This is a genomic window from Gilliamella sp. Pas-s27, assembly GCF_009795865.1.
Taxonomy (GTDB): domain Bacteria; phylum Pseudomonadota; class Gammaproteobacteria; order Enterobacterales; family Orbaceae; genus Gilliamella.
Map to the genome: position 1 here is coordinate 1 of NZ_WTEW01000030.1, position 26,868 is coordinate 26,868.

30 protein-coding genes and 1 pseudogene are annotated in these 26,868 nt (G+C 34.1%); 13 read left to right on the top strand and 18 right to left on the bottom strand.

The window, feature by feature from the left end:
* The 3 genes and pseudogenes from GQ589_RS10310 to GQ589_RS10320 form a co-directional block, all read left to right on the top strand.
* Positions 1 to 92: pseudogene (locus GQ589_RS10310) on the top strand (elongation factor Tu); the annotation flags it as partial.
* Between the two features lie 313 nt (positions 93 to 405).
* Positions 406 to 1,368, top strand: coding sequence for an aldo/keto reductase (locus GQ589_RS10315; RefSeq protein WP_160426017.1), 963 nt, complete (start codon positions 406 to 408; stop codon positions 1,366 to 1,368).
* Between the two features lie 226 nt (positions 1,369 to 1,594).
* A complete protein-coding gene (locus GQ589_RS10320) occupies positions 1,595 to 1,930 on the top strand; it encodes a zinc ribbon domain-containing protein YjdM (RefSeq protein ID WP_160400739.1) in 336 nt (111 codons plus the stop codon).
* Positions 1,931 to 2,091: 161 nt separating this feature from the next.
* Here GQ589_RS10320 and fliR read toward each other — a convergent pair whose 3' ends face one another.
* The 13 genes from fliR to fliF all read right to left on the bottom strand — a co-directional run bounded on the left by fliR (position 2,092) and on the right by fliF (position 12,908).
* The gene (gene fliR / locus GQ589_RS10325; RefSeq protein WP_160426018.1) at positions 2,092 to 2,886 is read right to left on the bottom strand and encodes a flagellar biosynthetic protein FliR; all 795 of its coding nucleotides are present in this window, start codon (positions 2,884 to 2,886) and stop codon (positions 2,092 to 2,094) included.
* 5 nt (positions 2,887 to 2,891) lie between these two features.
* Positions 2,892 to 3,161, bottom strand: a complete 270-nt coding sequence (gene fliQ / locus GQ589_RS10330; protein ID WP_160426020.1) for a flagellar biosynthesis protein FliQ — start codon at positions 3,159 to 3,161, stop codon at positions 2,892 to 2,894.
* An 8-nt stretch (positions 3,162 to 3,169) separates the two neighbouring features.
* Entirely contained in the window at positions 3,170 to 3,907 is a 738-nt protein-coding gene (gene fliP, locus GQ589_RS10335; RefSeq protein ID WP_160400736.1) for a flagellar type III secretion system pore protein FliP, read from the bottom strand.
* Between the two features lie 6 nt (positions 3,908 to 3,913).
* The gene (gene fliO, locus GQ589_RS10340) at positions 3,914 to 4,345 is read right to left on the bottom strand and encodes a flagellar biosynthetic protein FliO (RefSeq protein ID WP_160400735.1); all 432 of its coding nucleotides are present in this window, start codon (positions 4,343 to 4,345) and stop codon (positions 3,914 to 3,916) included.
* Positions 4,345 to 4,725, bottom strand: a complete 381-nt coding sequence (gene fliN / locus GQ589_RS10345) for a flagellar motor switch protein FliN (protein WP_160426022.1) — start codon at positions 4,723 to 4,725, stop codon at positions 4,345 to 4,347. The genes fliO and fliN overlap by 1 nt, the downstream gene beginning before the upstream one ends.
* Positions 4,703 to 5,779, bottom strand: coding sequence for a flagellar motor switch protein FliM (gene fliM, locus GQ589_RS10350; RefSeq protein ID WP_160412432.1), 1,077 nt, complete (start codon positions 5,777 to 5,779; stop codon positions 4,703 to 4,705). The genes fliN and fliM overlap by 23 nt, the downstream gene beginning before the upstream one ends.
* A gap of 5 nt (positions 5,780 to 5,784) precedes the next feature.
* Positions 5,785 to 6,252, bottom strand: coding sequence for a flagellar basal body-associated FliL family protein (locus GQ589_RS10355; RefSeq protein ID WP_160426024.1), 468 nt, complete (start codon positions 6,250 to 6,252; stop codon positions 5,785 to 5,787).
* A 156-nt stretch (positions 6,253 to 6,408) separates the two neighbouring features.
* Positions 6,409 to 7,581: a flagellar hook-length control protein FliK gene (locus GQ589_RS10360; protein WP_160426026.1), complete on the bottom strand. Its 1,173-nt coding sequence runs from the start codon at positions 7,579 to 7,581 to the stop codon at positions 6,409 to 6,411.
* Positions 7,571 to 8,032 (bottom strand): flagellar export protein FliJ, encoded by a 462-nt coding sequence (gene fliJ, locus GQ589_RS10365; protein ID WP_160426028.1) that lies wholly within the window; start codon positions 8,030 to 8,032, stop codon positions 7,571 to 7,573. Before fliJ ends, GQ589_RS10360 begins: the two co-directional genes overlap by 11 nt.
* A gap of 12 nt (positions 8,033 to 8,044) precedes the next feature.
* The gene (gene fliI / locus GQ589_RS10370) at positions 8,045 to 9,430 is read right to left on the bottom strand and encodes a flagellar protein export ATPase FliI (RefSeq protein WP_202112548.1); all 1,386 of its coding nucleotides are present in this window, start codon (positions 9,428 to 9,430) and stop codon (positions 8,045 to 8,047) included.
* Positions 9,420 to 10,208, bottom strand: a complete 789-nt coding sequence (locus GQ589_RS10375) for a FliH/SctL family protein (protein ID WP_160412426.1) — start codon at positions 10,206 to 10,208, stop codon at positions 9,420 to 9,422. Before GQ589_RS10375 ends, fliI begins: the two co-directional genes overlap by 11 nt.
* Positions 10,195 to 11,193, bottom strand: coding sequence for a flagellar motor switch protein FliG (fliG, locus tag GQ589_RS10380; protein ID WP_160400727.1), 999 nt, complete (start codon positions 11,191 to 11,193; stop codon positions 10,195 to 10,197). The genes GQ589_RS10375 and fliG overlap by 14 nt, the downstream gene beginning before the upstream one ends.
* On the bottom strand, positions 11,190 to 12,908 hold the full coding sequence (gene fliF, locus GQ589_RS10385; RefSeq protein ID WP_160400726.1) for a flagellar basal-body MS-ring/collar protein FliF: 1,719 nt from the start codon (positions 12,906 to 12,908) through the stop codon (positions 11,190 to 11,192). Before fliF ends, fliG begins: the two co-directional genes overlap by 4 nt.
* Before the next feature lie 175 nt (positions 12,909 to 13,083).
* On the opposite strand from fliF, the gene fliE reads away from it, so the two are divergent.
* Positions 13,084 to 13,395: a flagellar hook-basal body complex protein FliE gene (fliE, locus tag GQ589_RS10390; protein ID WP_160426030.1), complete on the top strand. Its 312-nt coding sequence runs from the start codon at positions 13,084 to 13,086 to the stop codon at positions 13,393 to 13,395.
* A 280-nt stretch (positions 13,396 to 13,675) separates the two neighbouring features.
* Entirely contained in the window at positions 13,676 to 14,797 is a 1,122-nt protein-coding gene (locus GQ589_RS10395; RefSeq protein ID WP_160426032.1) for a hypothetical protein, read from the top strand.
* A gap of 68 nt (positions 14,798 to 14,865) precedes the next feature.
* Here the strand turns inward: GQ589_RS10395 and GQ589_RS10400 are convergent, their stop codons facing one another.
* Genes GQ589_RS10400 through fliD form a run of 3 tightly spaced genes read right to left on the bottom strand, consistent with a single transcriptional unit; the run spans position 14,866 to position 17,048 of the window.
* Positions 14,866 to 15,213 carry a hypothetical protein gene (locus GQ589_RS10400; protein ID WP_160426034.1) on the bottom strand — a complete coding sequence of 116 codons (348 nt, stop codon included), beginning with the start codon at positions 15,211 to 15,213 and terminating at the stop codon, positions 14,866 to 14,868.
* Positions 15,214 to 15,224: 11 nt separating this feature from the next.
* Positions 15,225 to 15,605, bottom strand: a complete 381-nt coding sequence (gene fliS / locus GQ589_RS10405) for a flagellar export chaperone FliS (RefSeq protein ID WP_160400723.1) — start codon at positions 15,603 to 15,605, stop codon at positions 15,225 to 15,227.
* 9 nt (positions 15,606 to 15,614) lie between these two features.
* Positions 15,615 to 17,048: a flagellar filament capping protein FliD gene (gene fliD, locus GQ589_RS10410; protein ID WP_160426036.1), complete on the bottom strand. Its 1,434-nt coding sequence runs from the start codon at positions 17,046 to 17,048 to the stop codon at positions 15,615 to 15,617.
* Positions 17,049 to 17,384: 336 nt separating this feature from the next.
* On the opposite strand from fliD, the gene GQ589_RS10415 reads away from it, so the two are divergent.
* From GQ589_RS10415 to flgL, 8 genes are all read left to right on the top strand, one after another.
* Positions 17,385 to 18,197 carry a flagellin gene (locus GQ589_RS10415; protein ID WP_160412418.1) on the top strand — a complete coding sequence of 271 codons (813 nt, stop codon included), beginning with the start codon at positions 17,385 to 17,387 and terminating at the stop codon, positions 18,195 to 18,197.
* Positions 18,198 to 18,373: 176 nt separating this feature from the next.
* Positions 18,374 to 19,090 carry an RNA polymerase sigma factor FliA gene (locus GQ589_RS10420; protein WP_160426038.1) on the top strand — a complete coding sequence of 239 codons (717 nt, stop codon included), beginning with the start codon at positions 18,374 to 18,376 and terminating at the stop codon, positions 19,088 to 19,090.
* 189 nt (positions 19,091 to 19,279) lie between these two features.
* Positions 19,280 to 19,600, top strand: coding sequence for a flagellar transcriptional regulator FlhD (gene flhD / locus GQ589_RS10425; protein WP_160400748.1), 321 nt, complete (start codon positions 19,280 to 19,282; stop codon positions 19,598 to 19,600).
* Positions 19,601 to 19,613: 13 nt separating this feature from the next.
* A complete protein-coding gene (gene flhC, locus GQ589_RS10430) occupies positions 19,614 to 20,219 on the top strand; it encodes a flagellar transcriptional regulator FlhC (protein WP_160400719.1) in 606 nt (201 codons plus the stop codon).
* A 60-nt stretch (positions 20,220 to 20,279) separates the two neighbouring features.
* Complete coding sequence (motA, locus tag GQ589_RS10435) at positions 20,280 to 21,161, top strand: flagellar motor stator protein MotA (protein ID WP_160412414.1); 882 nt, start codon at positions 20,280 to 20,282, stop codon at positions 21,159 to 21,161.
* Positions 21,161 to 22,048: a flagellar motor protein MotB gene (gene motB / locus GQ589_RS10440; protein ID WP_160400717.1), complete on the top strand. Its 888-nt coding sequence runs from the start codon at positions 21,161 to 21,163 to the stop codon at positions 22,046 to 22,048. Before motA ends, motB begins: the two co-directional genes overlap by 1 nt.
* Before the next feature lie 130 nt (positions 22,049 to 22,178).
* A complete protein-coding gene (gene flgK, locus GQ589_RS10445) occupies positions 22,179 to 23,822 on the top strand; it encodes a flagellar hook-associated protein FlgK (RefSeq protein ID WP_160426040.1) in 1,644 nt (547 codons plus the stop codon).
* Between the two features lie 14 nt (positions 23,823 to 23,836).
* Positions 23,837 to 24,793 (top strand): flagellar hook-associated protein FlgL, encoded by a 957-nt coding sequence (gene flgL / locus GQ589_RS10450; RefSeq protein WP_160400715.1) that lies wholly within the window; start codon positions 23,837 to 23,839, stop codon positions 24,791 to 24,793.
* A 362-nt stretch (positions 24,794 to 25,155) separates the two neighbouring features.
* Here the strand turns inward: flgL and GQ589_RS10455 are convergent, their stop codons facing one another.
* Positions 25,156 to 26,367 carry a hypothetical protein gene (locus GQ589_RS10455; protein WP_160412412.1) on the bottom strand — a complete coding sequence of 404 codons (1,212 nt, stop codon included), beginning with the start codon at positions 26,365 to 26,367 and terminating at the stop codon, positions 25,156 to 25,158.
* Positions 26,367 to 26,639, bottom strand: a complete 273-nt coding sequence (locus GQ589_RS10460; RefSeq protein WP_160412410.1) for a PAAR domain-containing protein — start codon at positions 26,637 to 26,639, stop codon at positions 26,367 to 26,369. The genes GQ589_RS10455 and GQ589_RS10460 overlap by 1 nt, the downstream gene beginning before the upstream one ends.
* Positions 26,640 to 26,868: the final 229 nt, after the last annotated feature.

Sequence of the window (26,868 nt, forward strand, 5' to 3'; positions counted from 1 at the left end):
ACCCAATCGCGATGGCAGAAGGTTTACGTTTTGCGATTCGTGAAGGTGGTCGTACTGTTGGTGCTGGTGTGGTTGCTAAAGTTATCAAGTAATCGACTTGCTACAATAAAAAAGGTGCTTTTATGCACCTTTTTTATTTTATTACTCAAAACATATCTGTCACATAAAATCCACTTTACCCATAACCATTATCGGCATAATCATCATTTAATATCCCTCACTTTTCTACCTTAAAGTTATGCATACGTTTATTATTCGTGAATTTAATTCATGATACTATAAATTAATACCGCATTTATCTTAAACAAGATAACAATTAAAATATTCACAGAAATTGTGTATTGGTAGCAATAAAAAGCGCCTATCACATTTACTCAAGTCAATTTCTAAAAAAGAGAGGGTGTTATGGAATATTTACAACTTGGTAATTCTGATATTCAAGTATCTCGTTTTTGTTTAGGCTGTATGAGTTTTGGTGACCCAGCTAGCAAAATGCACGCATGGACCCTTAATGCTGATGAAAGCGAAGCCATCATTAAACATGCACTCGATTTAGGCATTAATTTTATTGATACCGCAAATACTTATTCGGCAGGAACTAGCGAAGAGTATTTAGGGCGAGCACTTAAAAAAAATATTGCCCGCGACAAAGTCATCTTAGCAACCAAAGTCTATTTTAATGAAGGACACCTATCAAAAGCTGCAATTGAAAAGGAAATCGACGGATCGCTTAAACGACTTGGCTCTGACTATATTGATTTATACATTATCCACCGCTTTGACTACACAACACCAATTGAAGAAACAATGCAAGCACTACACAACTTAGTCAAAGCAGGAAAAGTCCGTGCGTTAGGCGCATCGGCTATGTATGGGTACCAATTTCATAACATGCAACTTGTCGCCAAACAAAATGGCTGGACACCTTTTGTTTCGATGCAAAATCACTACAATTTGCTGTATCGTGAAGACGAACGTGAGCTTATTCCTATCTGCCAACAATTTAATGTCTCTTTAACACCCTATAGCCCTTTAGCCGCAGGCAGACTTGCTCGTTTAGAGTGGCAAGCCGACACCTTACGCAGCCAAACCGACCAAGTCGCCAAGTCTAAATATGACAGCACGCAAAAAGCCGATACTAGTATTGTACAAAGGGTTAATGAACTTGCCGAAAAATACGGTGTGACAATGACACAAATAGCACTAGCGTGGCAATTTGCTAAAGGAGTGACAGCACCAATTATTGGCGCGACTAAAACTAAATATCTTGATGATGCAGTTGGGGCTATTAAGGTTTCGTTATCGGAAGATGATATTGCTTATTTAGAAGAGCCGTATATACCGCATCGTATTGTTGGGGCGATTTGATTAGTAAAGAGGGAATTTGGTTGTTTTTATAAAAAACAACCAAATTAAAAAATCAATAAAATCAATAACTTTTCTGAGAGGTTTTTACTTATTTTAAATAATAGTCATTCAAATAGTGCAGATGTATAAAAATGCCTAATAGAAACTTAGCGCTGAATGCTATGACTTAATAGCATTTTTTGCTATAGTAAGCGTCATTTTATTTAATTTGGAAGAAAGATAACCCATGGAATCTATACCTAATTGCCCTGCTTGCCAATCGGAGCATACTTATCACGACGGTACTTTTTATGTTTGCCCTGAATGTGCGCATGAATGGGATCCAAACGAAGTTGCGGCTTCTGACGATGGATTACAAGTCAAAGATAGTAATGGTAACTTACTTGCCGATGGTGATGATATTATTTTGATTAAAGATCTTAAATTAAAAGGATCATCAACAGTGCTTAAAAAAGGTGCGAAAGCGAAAGGTATTCGTTTAGTCGAAGGCGATCACGAAATTGATTGTAAAGTTGATGGTATGAAGATTATGTTAAAAGCCTGCTTTGTTAAAAAGGCTTAATAGAAACAAGCTAAATACTGTGTCAATGTTGGTCTATCCGCATTGATACAGTTTTTTAAACATCATGGCTTAATGTAATTTATTGCTAAAAATCGGTCAGGAAAGTTGTTGATTTTATTGAAGTTTTTATTTTGTTTTTTTAATTTAATCCGTTATCAATATCACCACTTTAAATACCATAATACGTTCGAAATTTTTTCAAACATTTGTTCAAAAACAAATTCTACAAATGTTGGTAATGTTGTTATTAGGTAAGTGAGCATACATAATCCTAATAATAGCGTTGCAGGATAGCCGACAACAAAGATTGATAACTGTGGTGTCATTCGGTTAAGTAGCCCTAGTGATATATTGACAATTAGCAGTAAGGTCATTAAGGGAAGTGCTAGCATAATACCGTTAATAAATAGTAGTTTGCTGATTTCGATCAGTACCAAATATCCATTTGCTTGCAATGACATTAATCCAATGGGAATAATGTCAAAACTGTTTGATATGCCATAGAGTAGCCATAAATGTCCATCAAGATTTAAAAATGTTAATAATGCAATAAGGTTTATTAGGCGTGATAATACCGATGTCGATGGTCCGCCGATTGGGTCAAAAAAAGTTGCCATTCCTAGCCCCATTTGCATGCCAATTAATTCACCAGCAAACCGCATGACCATAAACGCCAATTGCATAGTAAAGCCAATTAGTACGCCAATCATGACTTGTTGAGCTGTGATTATAACCCCCATTAAAGAGTATATTTTGATGCTGTCATCAAGATTTGGTAGCGGTAATAAAATGGTAATAAGTAAGGCTAGGCTTATTTTGACACGGTTTGGGATCTCTTTTTCACCAAAAATAGGCGCAGTCGCAATTAACGCTAATATACGCACAAAAGGGAAAAAACCAATTTGAATAAAAGAAAATAAATCAATATTAAATAAACTATTACTATCAAAATCCATTATAGTTAACGTGTTAAATTAGGTATGTCAGTAATGGCAGTTTGTAGGTAGTCAATCATGGTCGATAACATGGTTGGCCCCCATAAGGTTAAGACGACAACGACGGCAATAATTTTAGGTATAAACGATAATGTCATTTCGTTAATTTGTGTTGCCGCTTGTAATAAGCTAATAATAAGCCCCGTAATTAAAGCAGCGAGTAATATTGGCCCTGCAAGTGATGCGGCAACTTTTACTGCTTGTATTGCTAAGGTGCTTATATATTCTGGTGACATGGTGTGACTCAACTAAAAAAGCTTTGCGCTAATGAACCTAGCAATAGATGCCATCCATCAGCCAAGACAAATAACATTAATTTAAACGGTAAAGACACGGTCGCTGGTGGCACCATCATCATACCTAATGCCATAAGTGTGCTAGCAACCACAAGGTCAATCACTAAGAAAGGAATAAAAATAGTAAAACCAATTTGAAATGCTGTTTTTAATTCACTGACAACAAAAGCTGGAACAAGCACTCTTAATGGAATGTCGTCACGGGTTTGAATGTTATTGGTATGAGACATGTTGACAAATAGCGCTAGGTCGTTTTCTCGCGTTTGGGTTAACATAAATTGTTGTAATGGCTTGCTTGCTTTGTTTAAGCCTTCTTGCATAGTAATTTGATTTTGCGAGTAAGGTACATAAGCTTCTTCATAAATTTTATCAACCACTGGTGACATAATAAAAAAGGTCATAAAAAGCGCAATACCTAAAATAACTTGATTAGGTGGTGCTGACTGTGTGCCAAGTGCATTACGTAATAATCCTAGTACAATAATGATGCGTGTAAAGCTGGTCATCAAAAGTAATATGGCAGGAATAAAAGTAAGTAAACTTAAAAATACTAATGTTTCAACGGGTAATGCCCAACCTTGTTCACTACTGAGTGGTTGTGCGATAGCTGATAATGTGGATGTTTCAGCATAGCTTGGCAGACTAAATAACAATAAGCTTAGTAAAATAGTTAAATTTGATCGCACTTGTTGTTACTCCTTTTTGGTTTTCAACGCAGCTTGTAATATTTGTTGAAATGCATTATTTTGAGCCGAGTTTTTACCTGTTACATTTTGTTTAAGTAGCGTTTGAGTGCGTTGTTCATCGATGGTGTGAAGTAGTGTCATTTGTTGTGGCGTAACCCCAACAATTAATAATTGATTATCAACATGAACCATAATAATGCGTTCTTTTGGGGTAATGTTGTATGTCGCTTTGATATCTAACCATTGGTGGGATTTTTTTTTCCAGCCCATTCGTTTAGCTAGCCATCCACATAATAAAATAAAACCGATGACCACAATTAGCATTAGCCCCATTGATGATCCCACTTCGGTATAGATATTTAATTCAGAAGAAGGTGCCAATAAAGTGCTTGTTGTACCAATAGTTGGTTGTTCTAAAGAGGATTGTTTGCTTGTCATTAGCGACTCAATCTTCTTACTCGTTCTGCTGGGGTAATAATGTCGGTAATACGTACACCGTAGTTATCGCCCACAACAACAATTTCACCTTGAGCAATTAAGTAGCCATTAATTAATATATCTAATGGCTCGCCTATCTGACCATCTAAAGCTATAACCGATCCTTGGGTTAGATTTAAGAGATCTTTAATAGCCATTTTAGTTCTGCCTAATTCAACGCTTAAATTTACAGGAATATCAAGGATCAAATTGATATCATTTTTTTTATCTTCTGTTTGCTGTGGCGATAGTGTTTCAAAAATGGCCTCTTGAGTGATAATTTGGTCACTATTTATATTAGATGGTTGTTTGTCATCACTATTTTGTTTGATATCCGTCATTAAAAACTCCTTCATTCAATTGCTCTAATACAGGGTTAATGACCTGCTCAACTTGAATTGCATATTGTTTATTCATTTTGCCATAATGCCCCGTTAAAATAGGTACGCCCCCTACGGTGACATCAAGGCTTGTGGGTTTTTCGATCATTAAAACATCATCAGTCTTTAAGGCTAATAATTTGGCTACAGAAGTATTGACAGTAGCAAAATTAGCGACTAGTTCGACCGCAGATTGTTTGATTCCGCTAGTTAGCGAGCTCATCCAAACATTATCATCTTGGTAAGTTTGTTGCTCAATCGGTGGTTTGATGAGCAGCTCTTTGATAGGTTCAACCATTGAATAAGGAATGCAAACACAAAAAGTTGCTTTACTATTACCGACTTCGACTTTAAAGTTGCTTGTTAAAACAATATCATCAGGCGAATTGGTGATATTGGTAAATTTACTTTGTATTTCAGAGCGAATATATTCGGTTTCAATCGAGTAAACATCCGCCCATGAGTTTTGATAGATAACTAATGCTAACTCTAAGACTTTTTTAATAATTTGCTGTTCTGTGTGGGTAAACTCTCGTCCTTCTGTTTCAATTTGAGTCGAGTGTCCATCGCCACCAAATAAGGAATCAACAATAATAAAAACCAATTCAGGCGAAAATGAAAATAAGCTTGCACCTCTTAATGGGTTAAGGTGTACAAGATTTAAATGCGTTGCCGACGAAATTTCAGAAAATTCTTCAAATGTAAGTGGTTCAACAGGAGATGCTATCACATCGGTATTGCGACGTAATCGGTTAAATAAACCAATTCGAAATTGTCGAGCAAAACGTTCATTAATGATTTCTAATGCAGTTAAACGCTCAGGAATAAAGCGATGTTTAACGGATAGATCATAGGGTTTTACATTGGGCGTTTTACCCAATGTAGGAAAATTGAATGCAGCGTCAACCTTTGAATTGTTTGCAGAATTTTCTTCTGTTATTAATGAACAATCTAAGGTTTGCTCCTCGTTGTTATTTTCATCAAGGCTTGTTGTTGATTCATGCTTATCAGACATGTTAATCACCGTATAATAAAATCAGTAAATAGCACTTCATCAATCGTAACAAAATGTTTTGCATCATATTGTCGGGATAAGGCAGTTTTTATCTGCTCTTGTAAATCGATTTTTCCTTTTTCTCGTTTTAGATTATTAACATATTGTTTTGAGGTTAAAAGTAGTACATCGCTTCTTACTTCGGGTAAATAATCTAATAACACTGTTTTTTGGTCTTCATTCGCCACACGTAAAACAATACCGACATATAGCGTTTTGTTAATGTCGATACGTTCTTCCGAAGCAGGCAATGAAAGAGTGAATGGCTTTAATGTTAAAAATATTGGCGATGTAACTTCGGGTTCTTCTGGTTCTTTAATTGTGCTGTGTGAACCTTTTTGAAACCACAAATAAGCTGCAGCGCCTATTGCTAACAGTGTAATAAGAATAAGAAATAAATTTAAAATACTTAATTTCTTTTTGGTTGTTGGCATGTTTATTCTTGTCTCTATAATATTTTAAAGGATCTACAATTCATTTAGTGTCTATAGCAACAAGAATAATAAATCATATTTTTAAAATTGATTTGAAGAATAGGCAATAAAACATTACCTATTTAAGCGCTTTACTCCATTGGGCTTGTATAAGCTTTAAGCAAGAATACTGATTCTTGTACTTAGTGTTCGGTTTTCAAAGTGAATTGGATCAATATTATCATCTGCCGTATCAAGTAATATTTCTCTTTGTGGTTGGCTATTTTTTTTAGGGTGATGCATGGCTGATTGTTGTGAATCGCTCATCATCGAAAAGTCACCAATATTGGCTTGTTCTAGTGTAATGCCTTGATGTTCTAGTGATGTTTTTAAAAAAGGTAATGCCGATTCTAACATTCCCTTAACAACATGATGTGCAGCCATCATATTCAGGTTCATTTTATCGTCATTTATTTCAAGTTTAATGTGCAAAGATCCTAATTCTTGAGGCTGTAGTTTAATTTCAGCAGTTTTAAGGTTTTGACGATTAAACATAACAATTTGTTCAGTTAGCGAGGTTTGCCATTGTTCATTGCTAACTTGTGTTGCTAGGTTTATTGTCGATGGCTTTACCGTAGCATTTACTGACGATAATAACGAGCTCGGCCCATTTGTATTGGGTGCTAATAAAAATTCTTTATTGTGATATTCAGTCGCATCTGGATTATAATTATTGGTTGCAAATTGAGTTTGTAAATTATCTATTTTTTGAATGATATTACTCGCATTTTGCTTATTTTTAGTGTGATTTATATTAGAATTAAACTCGCCCCTAATGTTTGCCGCTTGCTTACGAGTAAGCGCTGGCTTTACCTCTTTTTTATTATCCGCTAATAGCATGACATCGATTTGTGAATTCGTTTTATTAATTAAGTCTTCACTACCATAAATAGAAGAAAGCAACTTTGTTGCCTGCTCATTTGTTGCAGTATCAGTCGATAAATCCCCTAATGAATCAGTATTTATATTAGCCGTTATTAATGAATTTTGATCAATGTCGAGATCACTATGTCCAGTTGCATCAAGCAAAGTAGAATGCATTTGATGTTGTGGTACGCTATTAAAAGGATAAATGGCGATAAACGACATGTCGGCATCGTTATCTTGATGTTCCTCATTCTCACCATTTGACTTGGCATTAATTATTTTTTTATTTTGCTCTGTTGGGTTTTCACTAAATTGCAATAATTGCTGAAAATGCTCATTATCGTTAACCATGCTATCGGTTTCAACAAGTTCTGATGGGCGAGAAGCGGTAAGATTTAAATCATTAATCAGATTAATATTCATTTAATATTCTCCTTGCTAATTGTAATTGCACAAATTCATCTGTCAGTTTTTGTTGTAACCGATTTTGCTGTCGTAAATATTGGTTATGCTGTTTGTTGAGTAATGTGGCATAAGTGTTTACGTTTTTTTGCGATTGATTAAGGTTTTTTATAATTTGCTTTTGTTTGAGATCTAACGATAACAACAATTTTTTTTGTTGCTCAATGCCTTGCTCAATAGACGCAATAAACGATGTAAAGTTGCTTAACTCACTGCCTTTTATGCCTTCAGATAAGGCATTATTTAATTTTTGTTGATATTCAACATAATAATCCGTTAACGCATTAAGCTGTGATTGTGCATTTTGTTGATTCTCATTCGCGCTTTTTAGCTTCATTAAATTATCGTCAACCGCTTTTTGTGCCAGTTTTTTTAATGTAGTAAAGGCTATTTTTGATGAATGTTTATTCATAGCACACGATTCCTAACGAGTTAGTTGCGGTGCAACTATGTCCGCTAATTGTTGATAGGCATCTTGATAACTGCAGTGTTCATAAATACCTTGTTGTAAAAATTTTTGCATTGTGGGATATAGTGTTATTGCTTTGTCTAATAAAGGATCAGTACCCGCTACATAAGCACCGACATTGATTAAATCACGGTTTCGTTGAAAACTTGAAAACAGTTTTTTAAATAATCGTGATTTTTTTTCGTCTTCGGGGGGGGTTAGGTCGGTCATAACTCGACTAATCGAAGCTTCAATATCAATAGCAGGATAGTGTCCTGATTCGGCAAGTGCTCGTGATAATACAATATGCCCATCTAAAATTGCTCGCGCAGAATCAGCAATCGGATCTTGTTGGTCGTCACCTTCAGTTAATACCGTATAAAAGGCAGTAATTGCACCTTTACCGCTTTCGTCATTACCTGCTCTTTCAACTAATGCTGGTAATTTTGCAAATACCGAAGGCGGATATCCTTTCGTCGCAGGGGGTTCGCCAATTGCTAAGGCAATTTCTCGTTGTGCCATGGCATAACGAGTTAATGAGTCCATAATCAATAAAACGTTAAACCCTTGATCACGAAAGCTTTCAGCAATTTTAGTGGCATAGGCCGCACCTTGTAAGCGCAATAAGGGGGATACATCAGCCGGCGCAGCAACCACAACCGCTCGAGCTAAACCTTCTTCACCCAATATGTTTTCGATAAAGTCTTTAACTTCTCGACCTCGTTCACCGATCAAACCAACCACAATGATGTCCGCTTGAGTATAACGCGCCATCATACCAAGCAAAACACTTTTACCCACGCCAGATCCTGCAAATAAGCCCATTCGTTGCCCTTGCCCTACGGTCAGTAACGCATTTATTGCTCTTACACCAACATCTAATACTTGGTGGATTGGCGTTCGTTGTAATGGATTAAGTGATTTACTTGCTAACCCTGCATACTCAATATGTTCTGGTAAAGGTTTGCCATCTAACGGCTTACCCATGGCATCAACAACTCTACCTAATAACCCCATGCCTACTGGCAATACTTTATGGCTAAAGTGTGTTAGATCATATTGTTTAGTATAAACTCGTGCACCCAATAAAATACCGTCTGTTGATTCAAAGGGCATTAAATAAAGCGTTTGATCTTTAAAGCCAACTACTTCGCACTCAACAGGCTCAATTTGCCCCTCTGTTTGTCGCTCAACTAGGCAGTTAGATCCTAAAGGTAATTTTAATCCAACCGCTTCAAGGACTAGTCCCGATGCTTTGACCAAGCGCCCATATTGACGAATTAAAGATAAAGATTCCAGTCGCTGTGTCGCTTGGGTAATTTTATCTGACCATAAAGATGAATATTTCACGTTAATGATCATCCTGTTGCAAACAGTCAGACATGATTTGCCAATGATTGTTGACACTGGCATCAATTTCGTTGGTGTCAGTAAAAATTTTACAGCCCCCTATTTCAATGTTAGGGTCTGCAATGAGTTGCCACTGATATTGTAAGTTTTCTTCATTAAGCATGGGTTCTAACCATTGCCAATCAGTGGGATTAAGGTGTAATGACATAGGTTCTGACAAAATTGAACACTGATCGACCAATATTTTTATCGTATGCATTAGTTGTTTTTGTTTGATTTTAGTAAGACTGCCGACTGTTTTTTCGGCAGCAATTAACGCTAAATCAAACAACTTAGGTACGATTAATTCATCAATATCATTAATTGATTGTGCAAAATTATTAGATATATCCGTTATAGCGCAAATAGTTTTGTGTTTTTCATCATTCAATTGTTGTTCAATCTGCTCTCGCCCTTCTTGTTGACCAAGAAGAAAGCCTTGTTCATAACCTGCTTTTTTTCCTTCTTCAAATCCCGCCTCTTGACCTAAATTAAAGCCCTCTTGGTAGGCTTGTGTTTCCACTTCCTGCTTTAATTGCTCCAATGTTTGTTGGATAACTGCGGATTCTGAATTTTCGGTATTAAGTTCTGATTCTGGCTCTGGTTCAATCTCAAGATCAGGCTGTAACACACTAACTTCGGTTTGCTCTATCGCTTTGTTTTCGTTTGCATTCGATAGCGAACATGTAGCTAAATCCCGAAAATTTAGTGGTTGCCAGTTCAATTGATTGGATTGATTATACGTATTCATCATCACCACTAGTTAAGATCATTTCGCCACTTTCTGCTAATCGACGCGCAATAACCAAAATTTTCTTCTGTTCGGTTTCAACTTGCGATAAACGTACTGGCGGTCTGTTTTCAAGATCTTCACGTAAAATCGATGCGGCACGTTGCGACATGTTACTTAATAGTTTGTCACGTAATGCTGTTGACGCACCTTTTAAGGCGATGATGAGTACTTCGTTATCGACTTCTTTAAGTAGACGTTGGATACTTCTATCATCCACTTCAACAAGATTTTCAAATAAGAACATTTCATCAATAATTTTCTGTGCAAGCTCACCATCATAATCACGTAATGAGTTGATAACTTGCTCTTCTTGCTGAGATTTCATTAAGTTAATAATTTCAGCCGCTGTACGAATTCCACCCATATTATTCAGTTTAATATTTTGACCATGTAATAACGTTGATAATGATGCTGATAACACTTTAAGCGCTGATGGTTCAACACCACCAAATGTGGCTATTCGCAACATAACGTCATTACGTAACTCATCATCAAATAGATTCAAAATTTCAGCCGCTAAATCACGATTTAAATGCACTAATATTGTCGCAATAATTTGTGGATGTTCTTTTTTAACAAGATCAACCGCTCGTGCAGCATCAACAAAATTCAGCATTTCAAGACCGTCAGTTGCTTCTTCACGATCAGTATTTAATAGATCGTCAAGTAAGCGTTCGGTTTTTTCACTACCAATGGATTTTTCAAGTATTGTACGTAAGTATCCATCAGTGTCTGTATTTAAAACAGCACAATCATCAAGTGTTCCTTGACACTCATTAAGTATACTTTTTAACTGTTCTTGAGAAAGCTGAGGCAATGACATCATTGCACCACTGATTTGCTGTACTTCCTTCGAACTTAAATACTGCATCACTTTTGCAGCCAGCTCTTCACCTAATACCATTAATACGGTGGCCGCTTTTTGAGACTCACTTAAATTCATTGTTCGGTGTCCTCCTTATTCATCCAGCCACGAATTATCAATGCCATAACACGAGGGTCTTTTTCGACAACTTTGCGGATGTATTGCTGTTGTTGCATGTTATCTTCAAATATTTTCTGCTGTTGTTTACTGTGCGCCTTATAATCTAATTTTTCCTCGGCAACAGTTGATGCGTCAGTGGTTTTATCACTTAAAATTAGATATTGTCGTTGTACTTTTACCCATAGCGAACGTAATACTTTTCGCCAAACAACCCATAAAATCAAAGTGTAAATCAAATACTTACCAATATTTTTAACCGTTTGATAAAATTCATTGGTTTTCCAAAATGCCAGGCTGTTATCTTCATCTAATTGTTGATCGGTGAATTTTAAGTTGGCTACAGTGAGTGAATCACCACGTACATCTGAAAATCCCATCGCTTGGCGGGCTAACAACTCAATATTTTTAAGTTCATCGTTATCTAGTTTTACCCATTGCTCAGTACTAGCTGGCTCCTGACTATCATCAGATTCAGATTCATTTTCACTGGGTTCGATTGTGACAAATTTATAATTAACTAAAACGGCAACAGATAAGCGTTTAATTCGCCCTTCTGGTATTTGACTGTGTATAACTTGCCGGTTTACTTCAAAGTTGACTGTATTATTTGATTGTAGGTTGTAAGATTGCGCTTTATCTGTTTTTTCAGTCGATGCGGTTTTTGTTTCATCTGCATCAATCGGTGCACTAGACGTTGGCAACGGTTGGTTAGATAGAGCACCAGGCACACCACCTATACCATAACTATTGGCGGATTGTTGGTTTTCCATTTTCTGCTTACTACGAATAGTTTGATTCGCAATATCGCTATTAGGATCATACGTTTCTGATGTTGATTCTTGTCGACTAAAATCAACATCGGCATTAACTTGTACTTTAACATTATTTTTACCTAGAATGGGTATAATAATCTTTTCTACTCGTTGGCGAATACTCTCTTCAATCCGTTCACTAAATTCGAGTTGAGCAACATTCGTATTTCTGTTTCGGTAACCTTCACCCGTTAATAAATGACCATGCTGATCGATGATAGTCACTTTATCTGCCTGTAATTCAGGCACACTGCTTGAAATTAAGTGAATAATAGCTTCGATTTGACCTTGTGATAAACTTCGGCCTGGTAGTAAAGTTAATGCAACAGAAGCTGATGGTGATTTTCGCTCACGAACAAATAACGACGGTTTTGGCATTGCCAAGTGCACTCTAGCATCATCAATACTACTGATGATCGATATTGTTCTGGATAATTCACCTTCTAGTGCGCGTTGATAATTGATTTGCTCATTGAATTGACTCATACCAAAGCTTTCTTTGTCGAGTAATTCAAAACCAACAGAACCACCTTTAGGTAATCCTTGTTGCGCTATACGTAAACGGGTATCATACACCTTGTCTTGTGGAATTAAGATTGTCGAACCTGAGGCAGAAAACTGATAAGGAATATTCATCTTATCAAGTTGACTAATTATTTCGCCACCATCTTTATCATTTAAATTACTAAATAAAACACTATAAGACTCATCCTTAGCCCATAAATAGATAAAACTAACAATAGCTATTGTAATTACACCTGCAATTAACAATGCCATTTTTTTGTTTTGTTTTAGTTGATCGGCAAAAGGCAACTTATTGAAAATTGACTCGCCCTTATTATTGACTGTTTCGCTAGCCATAGCATCCTGACTCTAAACTATTTAGATTAACTCTGTAGTTTATTATCCATGTATTTAAAAAATTCAATGGCAAGAAAAGCGCACAGTTTTCCCCTTACTTAAACTCTTTGATTTTTTGTTTTTATGATAAATTTAACGATACATTGGCAGAATAAACGAAAAAATAATTATCAAGATGAATACAATCAATATGTTAAACTCAATTGAACTGGCTAATTTAAATGAGTTAGCTTCTATTACCCCAAAAGCGCATATTACTGATAAAAAAAGCTTTGGTTCAGAGCTAAAAACGGCTTTGGATAAAATAAGTCAATTGCAAATACAAGCAAATCAACAAGCTACAGCATTTGAAATGGGTGATACTAATATTTCGCTAAACGAGGTAATGGTTAGCATGCAGAAATCATCAGTATCATTGCAGTTTGGCATTCAAGTGCGGAATAAACTGGTAGCTGCTTATCAAGAAATTATGAATATGAATGTTTAATTAATAACAGCGAATATAATACTCATCCCTTAGTTTTTGTATTTTCTTTCTGCAGATAACTATTAATTCTAATCTAAATACGATAATCAACTTATCGCTCGTTTCAAATTTACAACAAGCTCCGCTCATGTTTTTGATGCTTGTTGTATTACTAAATATGTTATTTTCTTTATCAACTGATTGGTCAAAAGACCTCACGATTTTTGCTGTACTTTTTTTAAAAGTAACAACATACTGTCATTATTCAATAAAATAATAAACAATACATGAAGGATTTAAAGTGATAACATTAAAAAAAGCTAATATTGCCTTGAATGAACAACATATCGATTTCCCAACATTAGGACCACTTACTGTTCTTGCTACGCTTGATGGATTTGATATAAAAGGTGCAATATATTGTCAGGAAAAGCTTGTTATTTCTGCTAATTTTTATCATAAAAACGGAATGAGTTATAATGTCATATATATCGTTATAGATTTGGATAAAAAAAGTATTAATTATTATCATGAGTTAGATGGAATCCTACCTGAGTTCTTTGTAAGCCCTACAGGTAAGGATTATGTATCTATTACCGTGTACCATCCAGATAAAGACTTAAATATTATGTTACCATTATTTGATAGAGAGAATCTTACCTATCCAAAACCCAAGAGACCTATTCTCGGTGATTTTATAGGAACATGTCATAATTTTTGTATTTTCCATGATGTTGATATTTTTTCTGCTACAAAACCAGATAAATTGATTGCCGTTGAATTTAAAAATGATGATATAAAAAAAACCTATATAAATAAAATTCCGTTTCCCAAATATAACAAATTATTTATTGATTCTTTGAATAATCAAATCCATCTAATTGCTTATGTTGACAATGTTTGGTTACATCGTCAAATTGATGAAATAGGAAGGAATTTACAGTCAAGAAATATAAACATAGGAAAACGTTTCTTTCTAATGAGCGTATTGAATTTAAGTTTTACTTATACATCAAATATCTTAGGTATTGATGAAAAAGGTAAATTTTATTTGATTAGTGTTTCACCCGAAGGAAAAATAGAACAAAATCTATTACTCGATATGGAAAGACAAATTTATTCTATTTGGGAACCGATAAAAATCGCCGCAGAAACGTTTGTTATCCGATTCATAGATGAATTGGGCAATGGATGGATTACAATTCAAAATAATCAGGTGATCGAAGCCTTTTCTCAGGAAACCGTAGGTTGCTATATAAACCTGTACACAAAAGAAATTTTTAAATTATCCACAAAAGAATTAATCATTAGTGAGATCGTCAAAACCAAAGATGATAATTATACTGTTGTTTTTTATGGTAAAGAGAACTGCATAAAAGCAAAAAATAAAGAGTTAATTATTTTAAATCGAAATATTGGTTAAAGTTATTTAATGGCAATTTTGCTTGAATCTTATCTATAAATAAGATTCAAGCAAATCGATTCGGCAATTTACATTAGGCTTGCAATTTTTTGGTAATTTCCTACTTTGTTCTGATAATCAACATGTTTACCAATCAACTCTCTAAGCTGAGTATGACGAGCAATGATCAGTTGAGTTAGTTGTTGTTGATAACTAAGTATATTTTTAATATACATACGCACAATATCTTGATGTTGCGGGGGCATATTTTCAATGCTAGCGAAATCATCAACCAACATAATTCCTTTTGATAATTGAAGATATTTCGTTTGCCAACTCACTAATAAATCCCAGTTTTCATCTCTTGCATTAATTAACATTTGTTCAATAACATAATTAAATTGTTCGTATTGTTCTAGTAATTGATTTCCTTTCATAATCATCCTTTTTATTTTGCAATTTCCCGCCAAGATTCAGCAATATTGTTTAATAAATCAAAACAAGATTGCAGTTTTTCTTTATCATTATGTAAATTGGCTAAGATTAATTGTTGGCTAATATAGTGATAAAGGCGATCTAAATTTTCGGCAATTTCGCCGCCTTTTTCTAAATCTAAACAGCTTTTAAGACCGTTATCAACAATATTAATTGCTTTAGAAATTGCCGCACCTTTACCTGCGATATTACCTTTTTGAATATATAAAATTGCTAATTTAATTGCGTTAAGTGCACCATCAAATAATAAAACAATTAATTGATGCGGCGAAGCCTGACTAACACGCGTTTCTAAATTGACTTGTTCATAGGCTTTCGAACCTAATTTATACATTATTTTCCTCTATTTTTTTAAGTTTACCATCATATCAAATTGTGTTGTTAAATAATTACTCATACTATCTAAAGAATTAATTAAAACATCTAATTTAGTAAATTGAACTCGATAACGTTCAATAGTTTGCTCAATTGAATTACTTACTTGCTCGTGACGTTTATCCAATGACTTTAATGTTGCATTTAAACCGTTAGTTGCTGAATCAATCATGCCATCACTATCAATAAACCCACTAACTTTGGCGAAAACTTCATTAGCAATTCCGGTAGTTTTACCATCACCTGTAAACAATGTCGCTACGGCATCACTGTTTTCACTCAGTGCGTTTTTTAGCTTATTTTCATTAATGGTTAACGTACCATTCTTGTCCATATTAATACCAATTTGAGCTAATACCGAAAACTCGCCAGCTTGTCCTTTAGAAAATATGGAACGAATGCTTTGATCTATATTACGTAATGTTGCATCACCAACAAGCGGACCATTACTACTGTTTAGCTCCTTAGAATTTTTTTCATCAGCGGTAAACTGGGTTAATGTTGATATTGTGGATTGTAGCTGATTAAATGCCTCTACCCACTCTTTAATCGCTTCTTCGGCTTTTTCATCATCCGCAGTTATCGCTAAATTTTGGCTGGTTGTTGTCGTTGCTTTTAACGTAAGATCTACACCTGCAACCACATCTTTGACGGTATTAGAACTGCTTGTTATAGCAATACCATTAAACGAAAACTTAGCATCTTGCGCTTTTGAAACTTCAGTCATATGGCTATTGTTCGGTTGATTAATATCAAACCCAATAATTTCATTTAACTTCTCATCATCAGATGTGATAGAGGTAATAGTTTGTAACTCACCAGTTTCTTTCGAAGTAATAGCTAATTGATAACGACCATCTCCAGAACGAACAACTGCAGCATTCATCGTTGATGGGCTTGTTTTTCCATTTTCATCAACAAATTGAGCATTGTTAATTGCGTTGGCGATTGCTTCTAATGAGGTTTCGTCTTTAGATAATGTTACATCAAGCTTATCGCCATTTGCTTGTTCAATAGTAATAGTTCGTGTTTCATTACCATTACCTAGCTGAGTTGCTTTATCATTGATAGCTGATGTTGCAACTCCATGAGAAGTCGCTAATTGATCCACGGTAACAGCATAATTACCTAATGCCGCTTTACTATTTACTTTTACTGAAAAATAATCATTATTACCCGGTGCCGTTCGACTTTGAAACAATTCCTTTTTTTGTAATTTTGCGGTTGCCGTATTAAATGTAGTTAATGCACTCTTTAATTTACCAAAACCACTAATTTTGGCATTAATCGCCTTTTGTTGCGTAGTGATTGGTGTTAACCGTGTTTTTTCTGCTGCTTCTAATTGATTTAAAATTTCACCCAGATCGATTCCAGAACCAATCCCTAATGCACTCATTGCCATGATTTAATCTGCCTATAACAATTATTCAATATTTATTATATCGGTTAGTTTTTCTAAAAATTTAGCATCAACTCAGTATTTATTTAATAGGGAAGAATCTGTCTGTTTTTACGAACAGAAAATAACCATTGAAAATTTATTTATAAAACAAATAACATAATGATTTATTTATTAATATTTATAATTTTTGAAAAAAAATAACCTTTTTTAAAAAATATAAATGTTAAAAAAACTAAAGTTCCTTATTTTATTACCGATAAGTTATATATCAGCAAAAGTATTGAAAAAAATATCAATATATCGTTGATTTTATTATTTATATTAATGGAGATAAAAATGGCACAAGTAATTAATACTAATACAATGTCTTTAATGGCAAGAAATAATCTTAACAACTCTCAAAGCGTTCTTGGTACAGCAATTGAGCGTCTTTCTTCTGGTATGCGTATTAATAGCGCAAAAGATGATGCAGCAGGACAAGCTATTGCTAACCGTTTCTCTTCAAATATCAAAGGGTTGACTCAAGCAGCGCGTAATGCAAATGATGGAATTTCACTTGCACAAACTACTGAAGGTGCATTAAATGAAATCAACAATAACGTTCAACGTATTCGTGAACTAACTGTTCAAGCAGCAAATGGTACTAACTCTAAAAGTGACTTAGAGTCTATCCAAAATGAAATCGATCAACGTTTAGATGAGATTGATCGTGTTTCTAAACAAACTGATTTCAATGGTTCTAAAGTATTATCTGAAGATAAAACACTTAAAATCCAAGTAGGTGCAAATGACGGCGAAACCATTGAAATCAATTTGAAAAAAATTGATAGTTCAGAGCTTGGTTTAAAAGATTTTAACGTATCTGAAACTCCAACAACAGATCCATTAAAAACCATTGATGCAGCATTATCAAAAATTGATGCATTACGTGGACAGCTTGGTGCGGTACAAAACCGTTTCGAATCAACAGTAACAAACATCAACAATACTGTAAACAACTTAAGTTCTGCACGTAGCCGAATTGAAGATGCAGATTATGCAACTGAAGTATCAAACATGACTCGTGGTCAAATTTTACAACAAGCAGGTACATCAGTATTAGCACAAGCTAACCAAGTACCACAATCTGTATTATCTTTATTACAGTAATTATGATCATCTATTTTTGGTCATTCTAAGTTTATCATATAGTCATAACGGTGTTTTTATAATGCTGTTATGACTAATATTTATAATTAGCTATTTTTTACCCCTTTATTCTGCCCATTAAATTTACCAACTATCGTCATAATACGGTTAAGCACTTTTTTAACATTGGTTCAAAAATGGATAATAGCTTATATAACTCGCATGGTGTAATAAACCAAATCGATTGGAAACAGTATATTCATTTGGTTCGTAATGAAGCTTTAAAATTAGCTGTTCGCTTACCTACAACAGTTGAACTGGATGATTTATTACAAGTTGGCTATATCGGTTTATTAGATACAATAAAGCGTTATGACAAATCACAAGGTAATACCTTTGCTACTTTTGCCATACCAAGAATTAAAGGCGCAATGCTAGATGAACTACGCAGCCGTGATTGGCTGCCCAGAAAAACTCGAAAACAGATTAAAGATGTCACAACAGCCATTAATGAGTTAGAGAAACGGCAAGGAACATCCCCTAGCGATGAGCAAATTGCCCAATATTTAAAATTATCAATTAGTGAATACCGTAAGATTTTATTAGATTCAAATTGTAGTCAAATATGTTCATATGATGAAATTCATCAAAAACTTGGCGATAACATTGATGCCATTATTGAAAATGAAGAAGATAATAACCCTTTTTTAGCCATAATAGATGAAGAAATTCGTAATACAGTAATTCAACAAATTGAAAATTTACCTCAAAAAGAAAAACTCGTTTTATCACTTTATTACCAAGAAGATCTTAATTTAAAAGAGATTGGTAAAGTTATGGATATTAGTGAATCAAGAGTAAGCCAATTACATAGCCAAGCAATAAAAAGAATACAAAGTAAACTCACTTTTTAGAAAAAATAAAAAAATAAGTGAAATAAAATGCAAACAATCGAAAATAAATTGAAATAATTTTTTTATTGACCTTTGTCGTTTAAAAATGTAACTTTACGCATATAAAAAAATATTTTACTTTAATTTTACTATTTATTCGTTTTTTTACGCGAATAAAATAAATATAGATTGGTGGCAAAATTGGGAAATATATTAGATGACGATATTCTTAAATGTATACATCATTTGAATTTGTCGACACTACTATTAAGTCAGAAAATGATAGAAAAAGATAAAGTGATGGCAATGTATCGATTAGGTATTGATGAACAAACAGCAGATATACTTAGCAGTTTAAGTACCTCTCAAATGTTAGTTTTATCAGAAACCAATCAATTAATATTTCAATTAAGATTTGAAAACGCAGAAATGATGAAAAAACTGACAGAAGAATCGCGAGTTAGAGATATAAAGCAGATGCATACAGGAATTCTTTTATCAAGTTTGCTATTAGACTCACTTAATAAGTAGCTAAGGAAACAAAATGACAAGTACAAGTATTATTCAAAAATATCAAGAAACCCAGCTTGCCATCAAATTAATTTCCCTTGGTGGTAGAATTCAAATGTTGGAAAGTGAAACTAATTTAAGCCGAAATAAACTTATTAAGCTTTATAAAGAGATTCAAGGTTGTCCTCCTCCTAAAGGTTTATTGCCTTTTTCAACTTCGTGGTTTATGACATGGGAACCGAATATCCATGCCAGTATTTTTTATAATGCTTATGCTTTTTTAGTTAAAAACGGCCTAAAATCAGGCATTCAAACAATCCTAAAAGCCTATCAACTTTATCTGGAACAGTGTCAATTTTCACACAAAGAGGAACCTGTTTTAGGATTAACCAGAGCCTGGATTTTAGTCAAATTTGTTGAAAAAAATATTATGCAACAATCATGCTGTACAGCTTGTCGTGGACTTTTTATTACACATGCTTATCACCCCAAAAACACGTTTACTTGTAGTTTATGCCAACCACCATCAAGGGCAGACAAGAATCATAAGACACCAAAAGAAAATAATGAAAAGTGTCTGAAAATGTTATCTACATTAAGCAATTTAAATTCATCCGTTGCCACACAAATAACGGCTTAAATAAATATTAAAAATATTTCAGCAAGTTAACTTTTATTTTATGGAGAAAGAAGAAAGTCAATGCTAATAATTATAGGGTATATTGTCGTCATCGCCTCAGCACTCGTTGGTTATGTGCTTAGTGGTGGCTATTTAGCAGTACTATTTCAACCACTTGAGTTATTGATTATTGGTGGTGCTGCAATTGGTGCTTTTATTGTCAGTAATGAACAAAAAACGATAAAAGCAACACTCAAATCGCTAGGGTCATTATTTAAAACATCTAAATATAATAAAAATCTGTATTTGACACTGATCAGCTTAATGTACACCGTTTTAACCAAAATTCGTCAAAATGGAGGATTATCAATCGAATCAGATATTGATAATCCCCATGAAAGTGAACTATTTAAACAATATCCACTTATTTTAGATAACCCTAGAATCTGTGATTTTATCACCGATTACTTACGACTTATGATCAGCGGCAATATGGATGTATTTGAAATCGAAACACTTATGAGTGAAGAGATTGAAACCTTTGTTCATGAACTTGAAAAACCAGTTGATGCCATTTCAAGTATTGGCGATGGACTACCTGCATTTGGAATTGTTGCAGCGGTAATGGGAGTTATTAATACACTTGCACAAGCAGATAGACCCGCCAGTGAACTTGGTGAACTTATTGCACATGCGATGGTTGGGACATTTTTAGGGATCTTACTTGCTTATGGATTTGTTTCGCCATTAGCTGCTTTATTGAAACAAAGAAACGCCGACGTAATCAAAATATTAGAATGCACAAAAACCATACTAATTGCTAGCATGCATGATTATTCACCACAAATTTGCATTGAATTTGGACGAAAAACGATATTTTCTCATGAAAGACCGTCATTTTTTGAATTAGAAAAATATATCCAAGAAATTAAAGATAAAAATATCAATAAAAATAACGAGTAATGAAAGATCAATCTGTAAGAATAATAGTTAAAAAAAAATCGGGGCATGGTGGTGGGCATCATGGTGGTTCATGGAAAATCGCTTATGCTGACTTTATGACGGCCATGATGGCGCTGTTTTTAGTCATGTGGTTAATTTCGACATCTACACCACAAGAGTTGAAAGGCATTGCGGAATACTTCAGAACGCCTCTAATTATTGGTTACAATGGTGGTAAAAACATTAGTGATAGTGAAAGCCCTATCCCTGGTGGCGGCGATGATGTGAGTAAACAGCTTGGTGAACAAAAAAATGATGTTGTGTCACAGAATGAATTTGAAAAAAAGCAACTTGAAAAAATACAAATGATTGAAGCGGCACGAAAAATTTATGATATTTTCGATCTTGATGAAAAATTAAAAAAGTTAGCACCTAATCTTATTATTGAATTAACTGAAATGGGTTTACGAATTCAAATTTTAGCCTCTGACGATAAACCAATGTTTGATGTAGGTAGTGCAACAATCGATCCTAATATGCGAGAAATTCTGCAAACTTTAGCCCCAATTATTAATTCATTACCCAATAAAATTACGTTATCAGGACATACTGATGAACGGCAATACTCAACAGGCGATCGAGGATATAGCAACTGGGAATTATCAGCCGATAGAGCTAATTCATCAAGAAGAGAGCTTATTGCTGGTGGTTTAGATTCAAGCAAAATTATTCGTATTATTGCCTTAGCTGATACAGTAAATTTAAACAATCCAAACTACAGTAATGATGCCAACCGTCGTATTAGCATCTTGATCTTAAATAAAGCGGCACAAGAATATATTGAGTCTGAAAACAACATGACAGGTATTGATTTTTTAAAGCAAAGCCAATCCACTAGCGAGCAATAATCAAAAGATAAACCGTCCACGGCATTATCCAAAAAATAATTAAAGTTTTGGTGAATTGCGCCGATATAAACAGTAACCCGTTCGTTTAATAATAATATTATTAACTGAAACTATAAATTTAGGAGTTTTTATGACAAATTCATTGATGAATACTGGTATTAGTGGATTAAATGCTGCACAAAATATGCTGAATGTAATAAGCAATAATATTAGTAATGCCCATACAACAGGTTACAATCGTCAACAGCAAATTTTACGTCAAGCTAATGGAACTCAACATAGTTTTGGTTTTGTGGGTAATGGTGTTTCGGTTTCATCGGTGAACCGAGCCTTTAACCAATTTGTGGTTGGACAACTGCGCCAATCACAATCGCAAAGCGGTTCAATTAAAGCCTATTATAATGAATTATCAAAAGTCGATAACCTATTGGCAGAAAATGACAATAGTATTTCATCACAACTCAACAACCTTTTTGCAAGTTTAAATAAACTAGCTTCAAATGCAGGTGATGCATCAACAAAACAAACTGTGATTAGTGATCTCGCATCGTTAACTAGTCAGTTTAATAAAACAGAAAAGAACTTAAAAAATCAAATCGCTAATATTAATACTGAATTAAGTAGTAATGTAGATAAAATCAACACTTATACTCAGCAGATTGCTGATCTCAATCAAAAAATTTCACGACTACAATCAGTGGGTAACGGCCTTGAACCCAATGCATTACTTGATCAGCGTGATCAACTTGTTAACGAACTGAGTGAAATCATTGGTATTACCGTTACTGAGCAAAACGGACAATATAATTTATCATTAGCCAATGGATTAAATTTAGTTCAAGGTTCTTCTGTAAATGTATTATCAGTCCAACCTTCAGCAGATGATCCCTCGTTCAATACAATTATTTATACACACCATTCAGGCGCAACACAGGAATTAACTAGTCAGAACATCACATCAGGCTCATTAAATGGTCTATTAACCTTTCGAGAAGGCCCTTTAACCGACGCACGCAATCAACTAGGTTTAATCGCTCTCAATTTAGCAGAACGCTTTAACGAAGTGCATATGTCGGGTATCGATATTAATGGTAATCAAGGCGAAAAGTTATTTGATTATAACCATCCTAGTTGTATCACCAATACTAAAAATCAAGGTAATGCCTCGGCTAAAATCGAGTTTACATCGGTTACAGATGTAAAAGCATCTGATTACAAAATAGAATTCAATGGCAAAGATTGGGTTGTCACAAGATTATCCGATCATCAACAAATAACCCCAAAAATGGAAGGGAATAAATTGGTTTTTGATGGTCTATCTATTGAAATAAGCGGTAACGCAGTGAGTGGTGACTCTTTTATGATTAAACCCGTGGCGGATATTGCTTCGTCATTAGAACTGTTGGTTAAAGATGTCAATAAACTAGCAACAGGTTTTGATGACGAAGAAAATGGCGCTGGCGATAATCGTAATGTTGCTAAATTATTAGAAATCCAACATGAAAAACTTATCAATGGTACAACAACGCTAAAAAGTGCTTATACAACCTTAGTGAGTTACATTGGTAGCGAAACTCAAACAGCTAAAGTTTCATCTCAATCAACGCAAAATATAACTCAGCAAATTTATGAGCAAAATCAATCAATATCTGGAGTTAATCTTGAAGAAGAGTATATCTCAATGCAAGTTTATATGCAGTACTACCAAGCGAATGCAAAAGTGATTGATACGGCAACAACACTATTTGATACCATTTTAAGTTTAACTAAATGATAAAAGGATAAAAAATGCGCCTTAGTACAAACTCGCTCTATCAAAAAAATACACAAAGTATTTTAAATACTAATAGCAAATGGCAAAAATCTGGTTTACATCTAGCAACAGGAAAAAAAATTTTAACGCCATCAGATGATCCTATGGGAGCAGCACAGTCATTAATATTGAAACAAGCGCAAGCTCAAAATGAGCAGTTCCAAGCTACGCGAGAAAGTACTGAAAAAACACTAAGTCGCCAAGATACGCTTTTGTCGGAAATCAACACCGTCATTCAATCAATTCAAGAAACCTTAGTTTATGCTGCTAATGAAACATTAAATGAAGAAAATAGGCTAGATATTGCCAATAAATTACAAGGTTTAAAAGATCAACTGCTTTCGTTAGCTAACTCAAAAGACACAAACGGTAACTACATTTTTGCTGGTAAAAAAAATGACACACCTCCTTTTATAAAAAATGAATCAGGCGAAGTCACTTATATTGGTGGAAGTACCTCTGTAAATGTTCTGATTGATGACTCAAGAGAGGTCTCGGCAAGTTTTACAGGTATTCAAGTATTTATGACTGATGCCAATGTCAAAAATGCCGATGGTTCACCAGCAGAAAGCAATATTTTTGCCAGTATTGATTATGCACTCGATGCATTAAAATCAGACTTAAATTATGATGATGAAAAAAGTGTTGAAGCATTTAGAGAAGGGTTATCAAAAGCTCGCAACGGTGTCGACAATTCATTTAACAATATTTCAACGCTTAGAGCAGAAGGCGGTTCGGTATTATCCGAAGTAAACAGACTAATCACACTAGGCAAAACGTTAGATATTGAATTTCAAACACAAATTAGTCAATTTGAAGATGTAGATTGGTATGATGCCATTTCAGAATACGCCATACTACAAGCAAATTTACAAGCTGCACAATACACCTTTATGACAATGCAAAGTATGTCACTGTTTCAAATGAAATAAGCATTACCTACTGATATTTTACCTGAAATAATCAAAAACAATTCATCCCATCCCAAGGAGGTTGAATACCTCCATTTTTCTGAAATGCTCAACAAGTAATGCCATATCATGCAAGATAATCGATCAATGTAATTGTATAACTAACATAAAAAATTAAATTCAAAAAACTTTAATAAAATCAATAACTTTCCTGAACGATTTTTATCGCTGTTAGCTTTGATGATTTCTTAGTCTGTCACTTCAAGTTCGGCAATTTTGCCAGTGATAGCGTGTTTAAAGGATTATTTTAATCATGAAGTGTAAACAATTCGGCATCATACTATTTTTTATATACAATAGATAAAATAAATTATAAGCAATTTTTAGACTTCATTTTCTTGCACACACGAAACAACTGAAGCAACAAGCTGTGACTTGCCTACCATAACCAATTGTTTATCTTTTTTTATAAACGCATTATCAATGGCTAAAGCCAACGCTAACCAATATGAACAGTAACCAGCATAACCAATTGATGCATCAATATTAAAATAATCTTTGGCTTCAAATTGAATCTGGTTAAAGTAATTCAAAATTTTAGTATTTAGATCAGGCAAAACAGCACTATACCAAACTCCACCATAATAATTATCATCACCACTTCCCCACAATAAGGCATGATCAATAGTTTGCGTTAAGTTTGCTTTTTGTTCGCTTCGATGTACTTTTATTAATGGCGAATTAAATGTGGGTAAAAGCGACTCTATATCCACATTTTCTCCAGCTAAAATTAGCATCGAAGCAAACTCACCTTCATTTTTAATAGGAACAGAAAATAGATGCGTATTTATAACTAAAAGTAGCTCATCATCATGCTCACTATCATCTAACCATGTTTCTATAAATGTAGACGAATTAACGGGATCTTCAATTTCAAAACTAACTGGATGAGAAATAATTTTTCCTAATGTCATCATCCATAATGCCGTGATTTTATCGTTTGAAATTTCAGCTTCAATAAATAACCGTACATGCAAATTTGTTTGTGATAACATTGTTGAAAATTTAGCTTTATATTCTTTTTCAAAACGAGTAAAAATTAATTTTAAGCGATCGTCAAATCCATTAGATGTTGTATCACCAAACTCAGATAAAGTTGTATGAGGAATCACAATACCACTATTTGGATGTAATTTACTTTTAATTAGAAAATCGTTATTAATTATGGCATTGGCATTTTCTATGTCGCCTTGTTCAGTTATAAGCGAAAAGCCCAAAACAGATAATCCTCGCTGTCCATAATTAATCAGTTTTTGTTTACGCTCTTCTATACACAAATTCCACTGCTCAATATAATTTTCACGTTGACCATATAAAAAAACACCATATAAAAAAATAAACAACCAAGAAACAAAAGGGAAAAAAGACAAGCCTAAAATAAATAGGGTATCTGATATTTTGTAAAAAAAACTGAGTGTAACTGTAATGATACAACCAAGCAAAATGAACACGATAAGTAAAATTCCCCAAAGTGAAAATTTCATTTTTTTAGCTTCAGGCAATGGGGCTGGTAGTGATGATAAATCGATAGACATTAGCTTTTTCCTACCTCTGATATTGATGAGATTAAAGAACAACCGCAAATGCTTTTATGACCATCTAAAGCAACTTGCTTACCTTGAATGGTAAAAGTTGAGTCACCTTCAATAATAGGATTAATACCATGACCTTTTATTGGACAACTAACTAAATCACCAACTAAAGCAACAGGTTTGCCAAAAACTGTCATTGTCGATGAAGCGGTAATTACTTTTCCACCATGATTTGTCAAATCACCTAGCCGAATAACTCCACGTTGTTTACTCATTTTTTATTTCCTTTGTTATTTTATATTTTTTCGCTTATTTCAGTCTATTTTATAAAAATATTAATCTTTTTATTACAAAATAATTAAATAAACCATATTTAATATCGAATGATACAAATTAACTTATCACAAATAAACCCATTGCTTATTTTGCCTACAAAAAAATCAACTTGTTAGCAATAACACCATGATTTATGATTATAAAACATATCCGCCACTCTGACCGCTC

Excerpts from the sequence above, each read along its gene's own strand:
- GQ589_RS10360 (WP_160426026.1), bottom strand. The coding sequence starts at position 7,581 with ATGAATATTAATCTGATTAATGATTTAAATCTTACCGCTTCTCGCCCA.
- fliI (WP_202112548.1), bottom strand. The coding sequence starts at position 9,430 with ATGATCATTAACGTGAAATATTCATCTTTATGGTCAGATAAAATTACC.
- fliJ (WP_160426028.1), bottom strand. The coding sequence starts at position 8,032 with ATGAATAAACATTCATCAAAAATAGCCTTTACTACATTAAAAAAACTG.
- GQ589_RS10315 (WP_160426017.1), top strand. The coding sequence starts at position 406 with ATGGAATATTTACAACTTGGTAATTCTGATATTCAAGTATCTCGTTTT.
- motA (WP_160412414.1), top strand. The coding sequence starts at position 20,280 with ATGCTAATAATTATAGGGTATATTGTCGTCATCGCCTCAGCACTCGTT.
- flgK (WP_160426040.1), top strand. The coding sequence starts at position 22,179 with ATGACAAATTCATTGATGAATACTGGTATTAGTGGATTAAATGCTGCA.
- GQ589_RS10375 (WP_160412426.1), bottom strand. The coding sequence starts at position 10,208 with ATGAATACGTATAATCAATCCAATCAATTGAACTGGCAACCACTAAAT.
- flhC (WP_160400719.1), top strand. The coding sequence starts at position 19,614 with ATGACAAGTACAAGTATTATTCAAAAATATCAAGAAACCCAGCTTGCC.
- GQ589_RS10400 (WP_160426034.1), bottom strand. The coding sequence starts at position 15,213 with ATGAAAGGAAATCAATTACTAGAACAATACGAACAATTTAATTATGTT.
- GQ589_RS10455 (WP_160412412.1), bottom strand. The coding sequence starts at position 26,367 with ATGTCTATCGATTTATCATCACTACCAGCCCCATTGCCTGAAGCTAAA.
- GQ589_RS10415 (WP_160412418.1), top strand. The coding sequence starts at position 17,385 with ATGGCACAAGTAATTAATACTAATACAATGTCTTTAATGGCAAGAAAT.
- fliD (WP_160426036.1), bottom strand. The coding sequence starts at position 17,048 with ATGGCAATGAGTGCATTAGGGATTGGTTCTGGAATCGATCTGGGTGAA.
- fliR (WP_160426018.1), bottom strand. The coding sequence starts at position 2,886 with ATGGATTTTGATAGTAATAGTTTATTTAATATTGATTTATTTTCTTTT.
- fliQ (WP_160426020.1), bottom strand. The coding sequence starts at position 3,161 with ATGTCACCAGAATATATAAGCACCTTAGCAATACAAGCAGTAAAAGTT.
- fliM (WP_160412432.1), bottom strand. The coding sequence starts at position 5,779 with ATGTCTGATAAGCATGAATCAACAACAAGCCTTGATGAAAATAACAAC.
- GQ589_RS10420 (WP_160426038.1), top strand. The coding sequence starts at position 18,374 with ATGGATAATAGCTTATATAACTCGCATGGTGTAATAAACCAAATCGAT.
- fliS (WP_160400723.1), bottom strand. The coding sequence starts at position 15,605 with ATGTATAAATTAGGTTCGAAAGCCTATGAACAAGTCAATTTAGAAACG.
- fliG (WP_160400727.1), bottom strand. The coding sequence starts at position 11,193 with ATGAATTTAAGTGAGTCTCAAAAAGCGGCCACCGTATTAATGGTATTA.
- motB (WP_160400717.1), top strand. The coding sequence starts at position 21,161 with ATGAAAGATCAATCTGTAAGAATAATAGTTAAAAAAAAATCGGGGCAT.
- GQ589_RS10320 (WP_160400739.1), top strand. The coding sequence starts at position 1,595 with ATGGAATCTATACCTAATTGCCCTGCTTGCCAATCGGAGCATACTTAT.
- flgL (WP_160400715.1), top strand. The coding sequence starts at position 23,837 with ATGCGCCTTAGTACAAACTCGCTCTATCAAAAAAATACACAAAGTATT.
- GQ589_RS10460 (WP_160412410.1), bottom strand. The coding sequence starts at position 26,639 with ATGAGTAAACAACGTGGAGTTATTCGGCTAGGTGATTTGACAAATCAT.
- fliO (WP_160400735.1), bottom strand. The coding sequence starts at position 4,345 with ATGACAAGCAAACAATCCTCTTTAGAACAACCAACTATTGGTACAACA.
- GQ589_RS10355 (WP_160426024.1), bottom strand. The coding sequence starts at position 6,252 with ATGCCAACAACCAAAAAGAAATTAAGTATTTTAAATTTATTTCTTATT.
- fliE (WP_160426030.1), top strand. The coding sequence starts at position 13,084 with ATGAATACAATCAATATGTTAAACTCAATTGAACTGGCTAATTTAAAT.
- fliF (WP_160400726.1), bottom strand. The coding sequence starts at position 12,908 with ATGGCTAGCGAAACAGTCAATAATAAGGGCGAGTCAATTTTCAATAAG.
- fliN (WP_160426022.1), bottom strand. The coding sequence starts at position 4,725 with ATGACGGATATCAAACAAAATAGTGATGACAAACAACCATCTAATATA.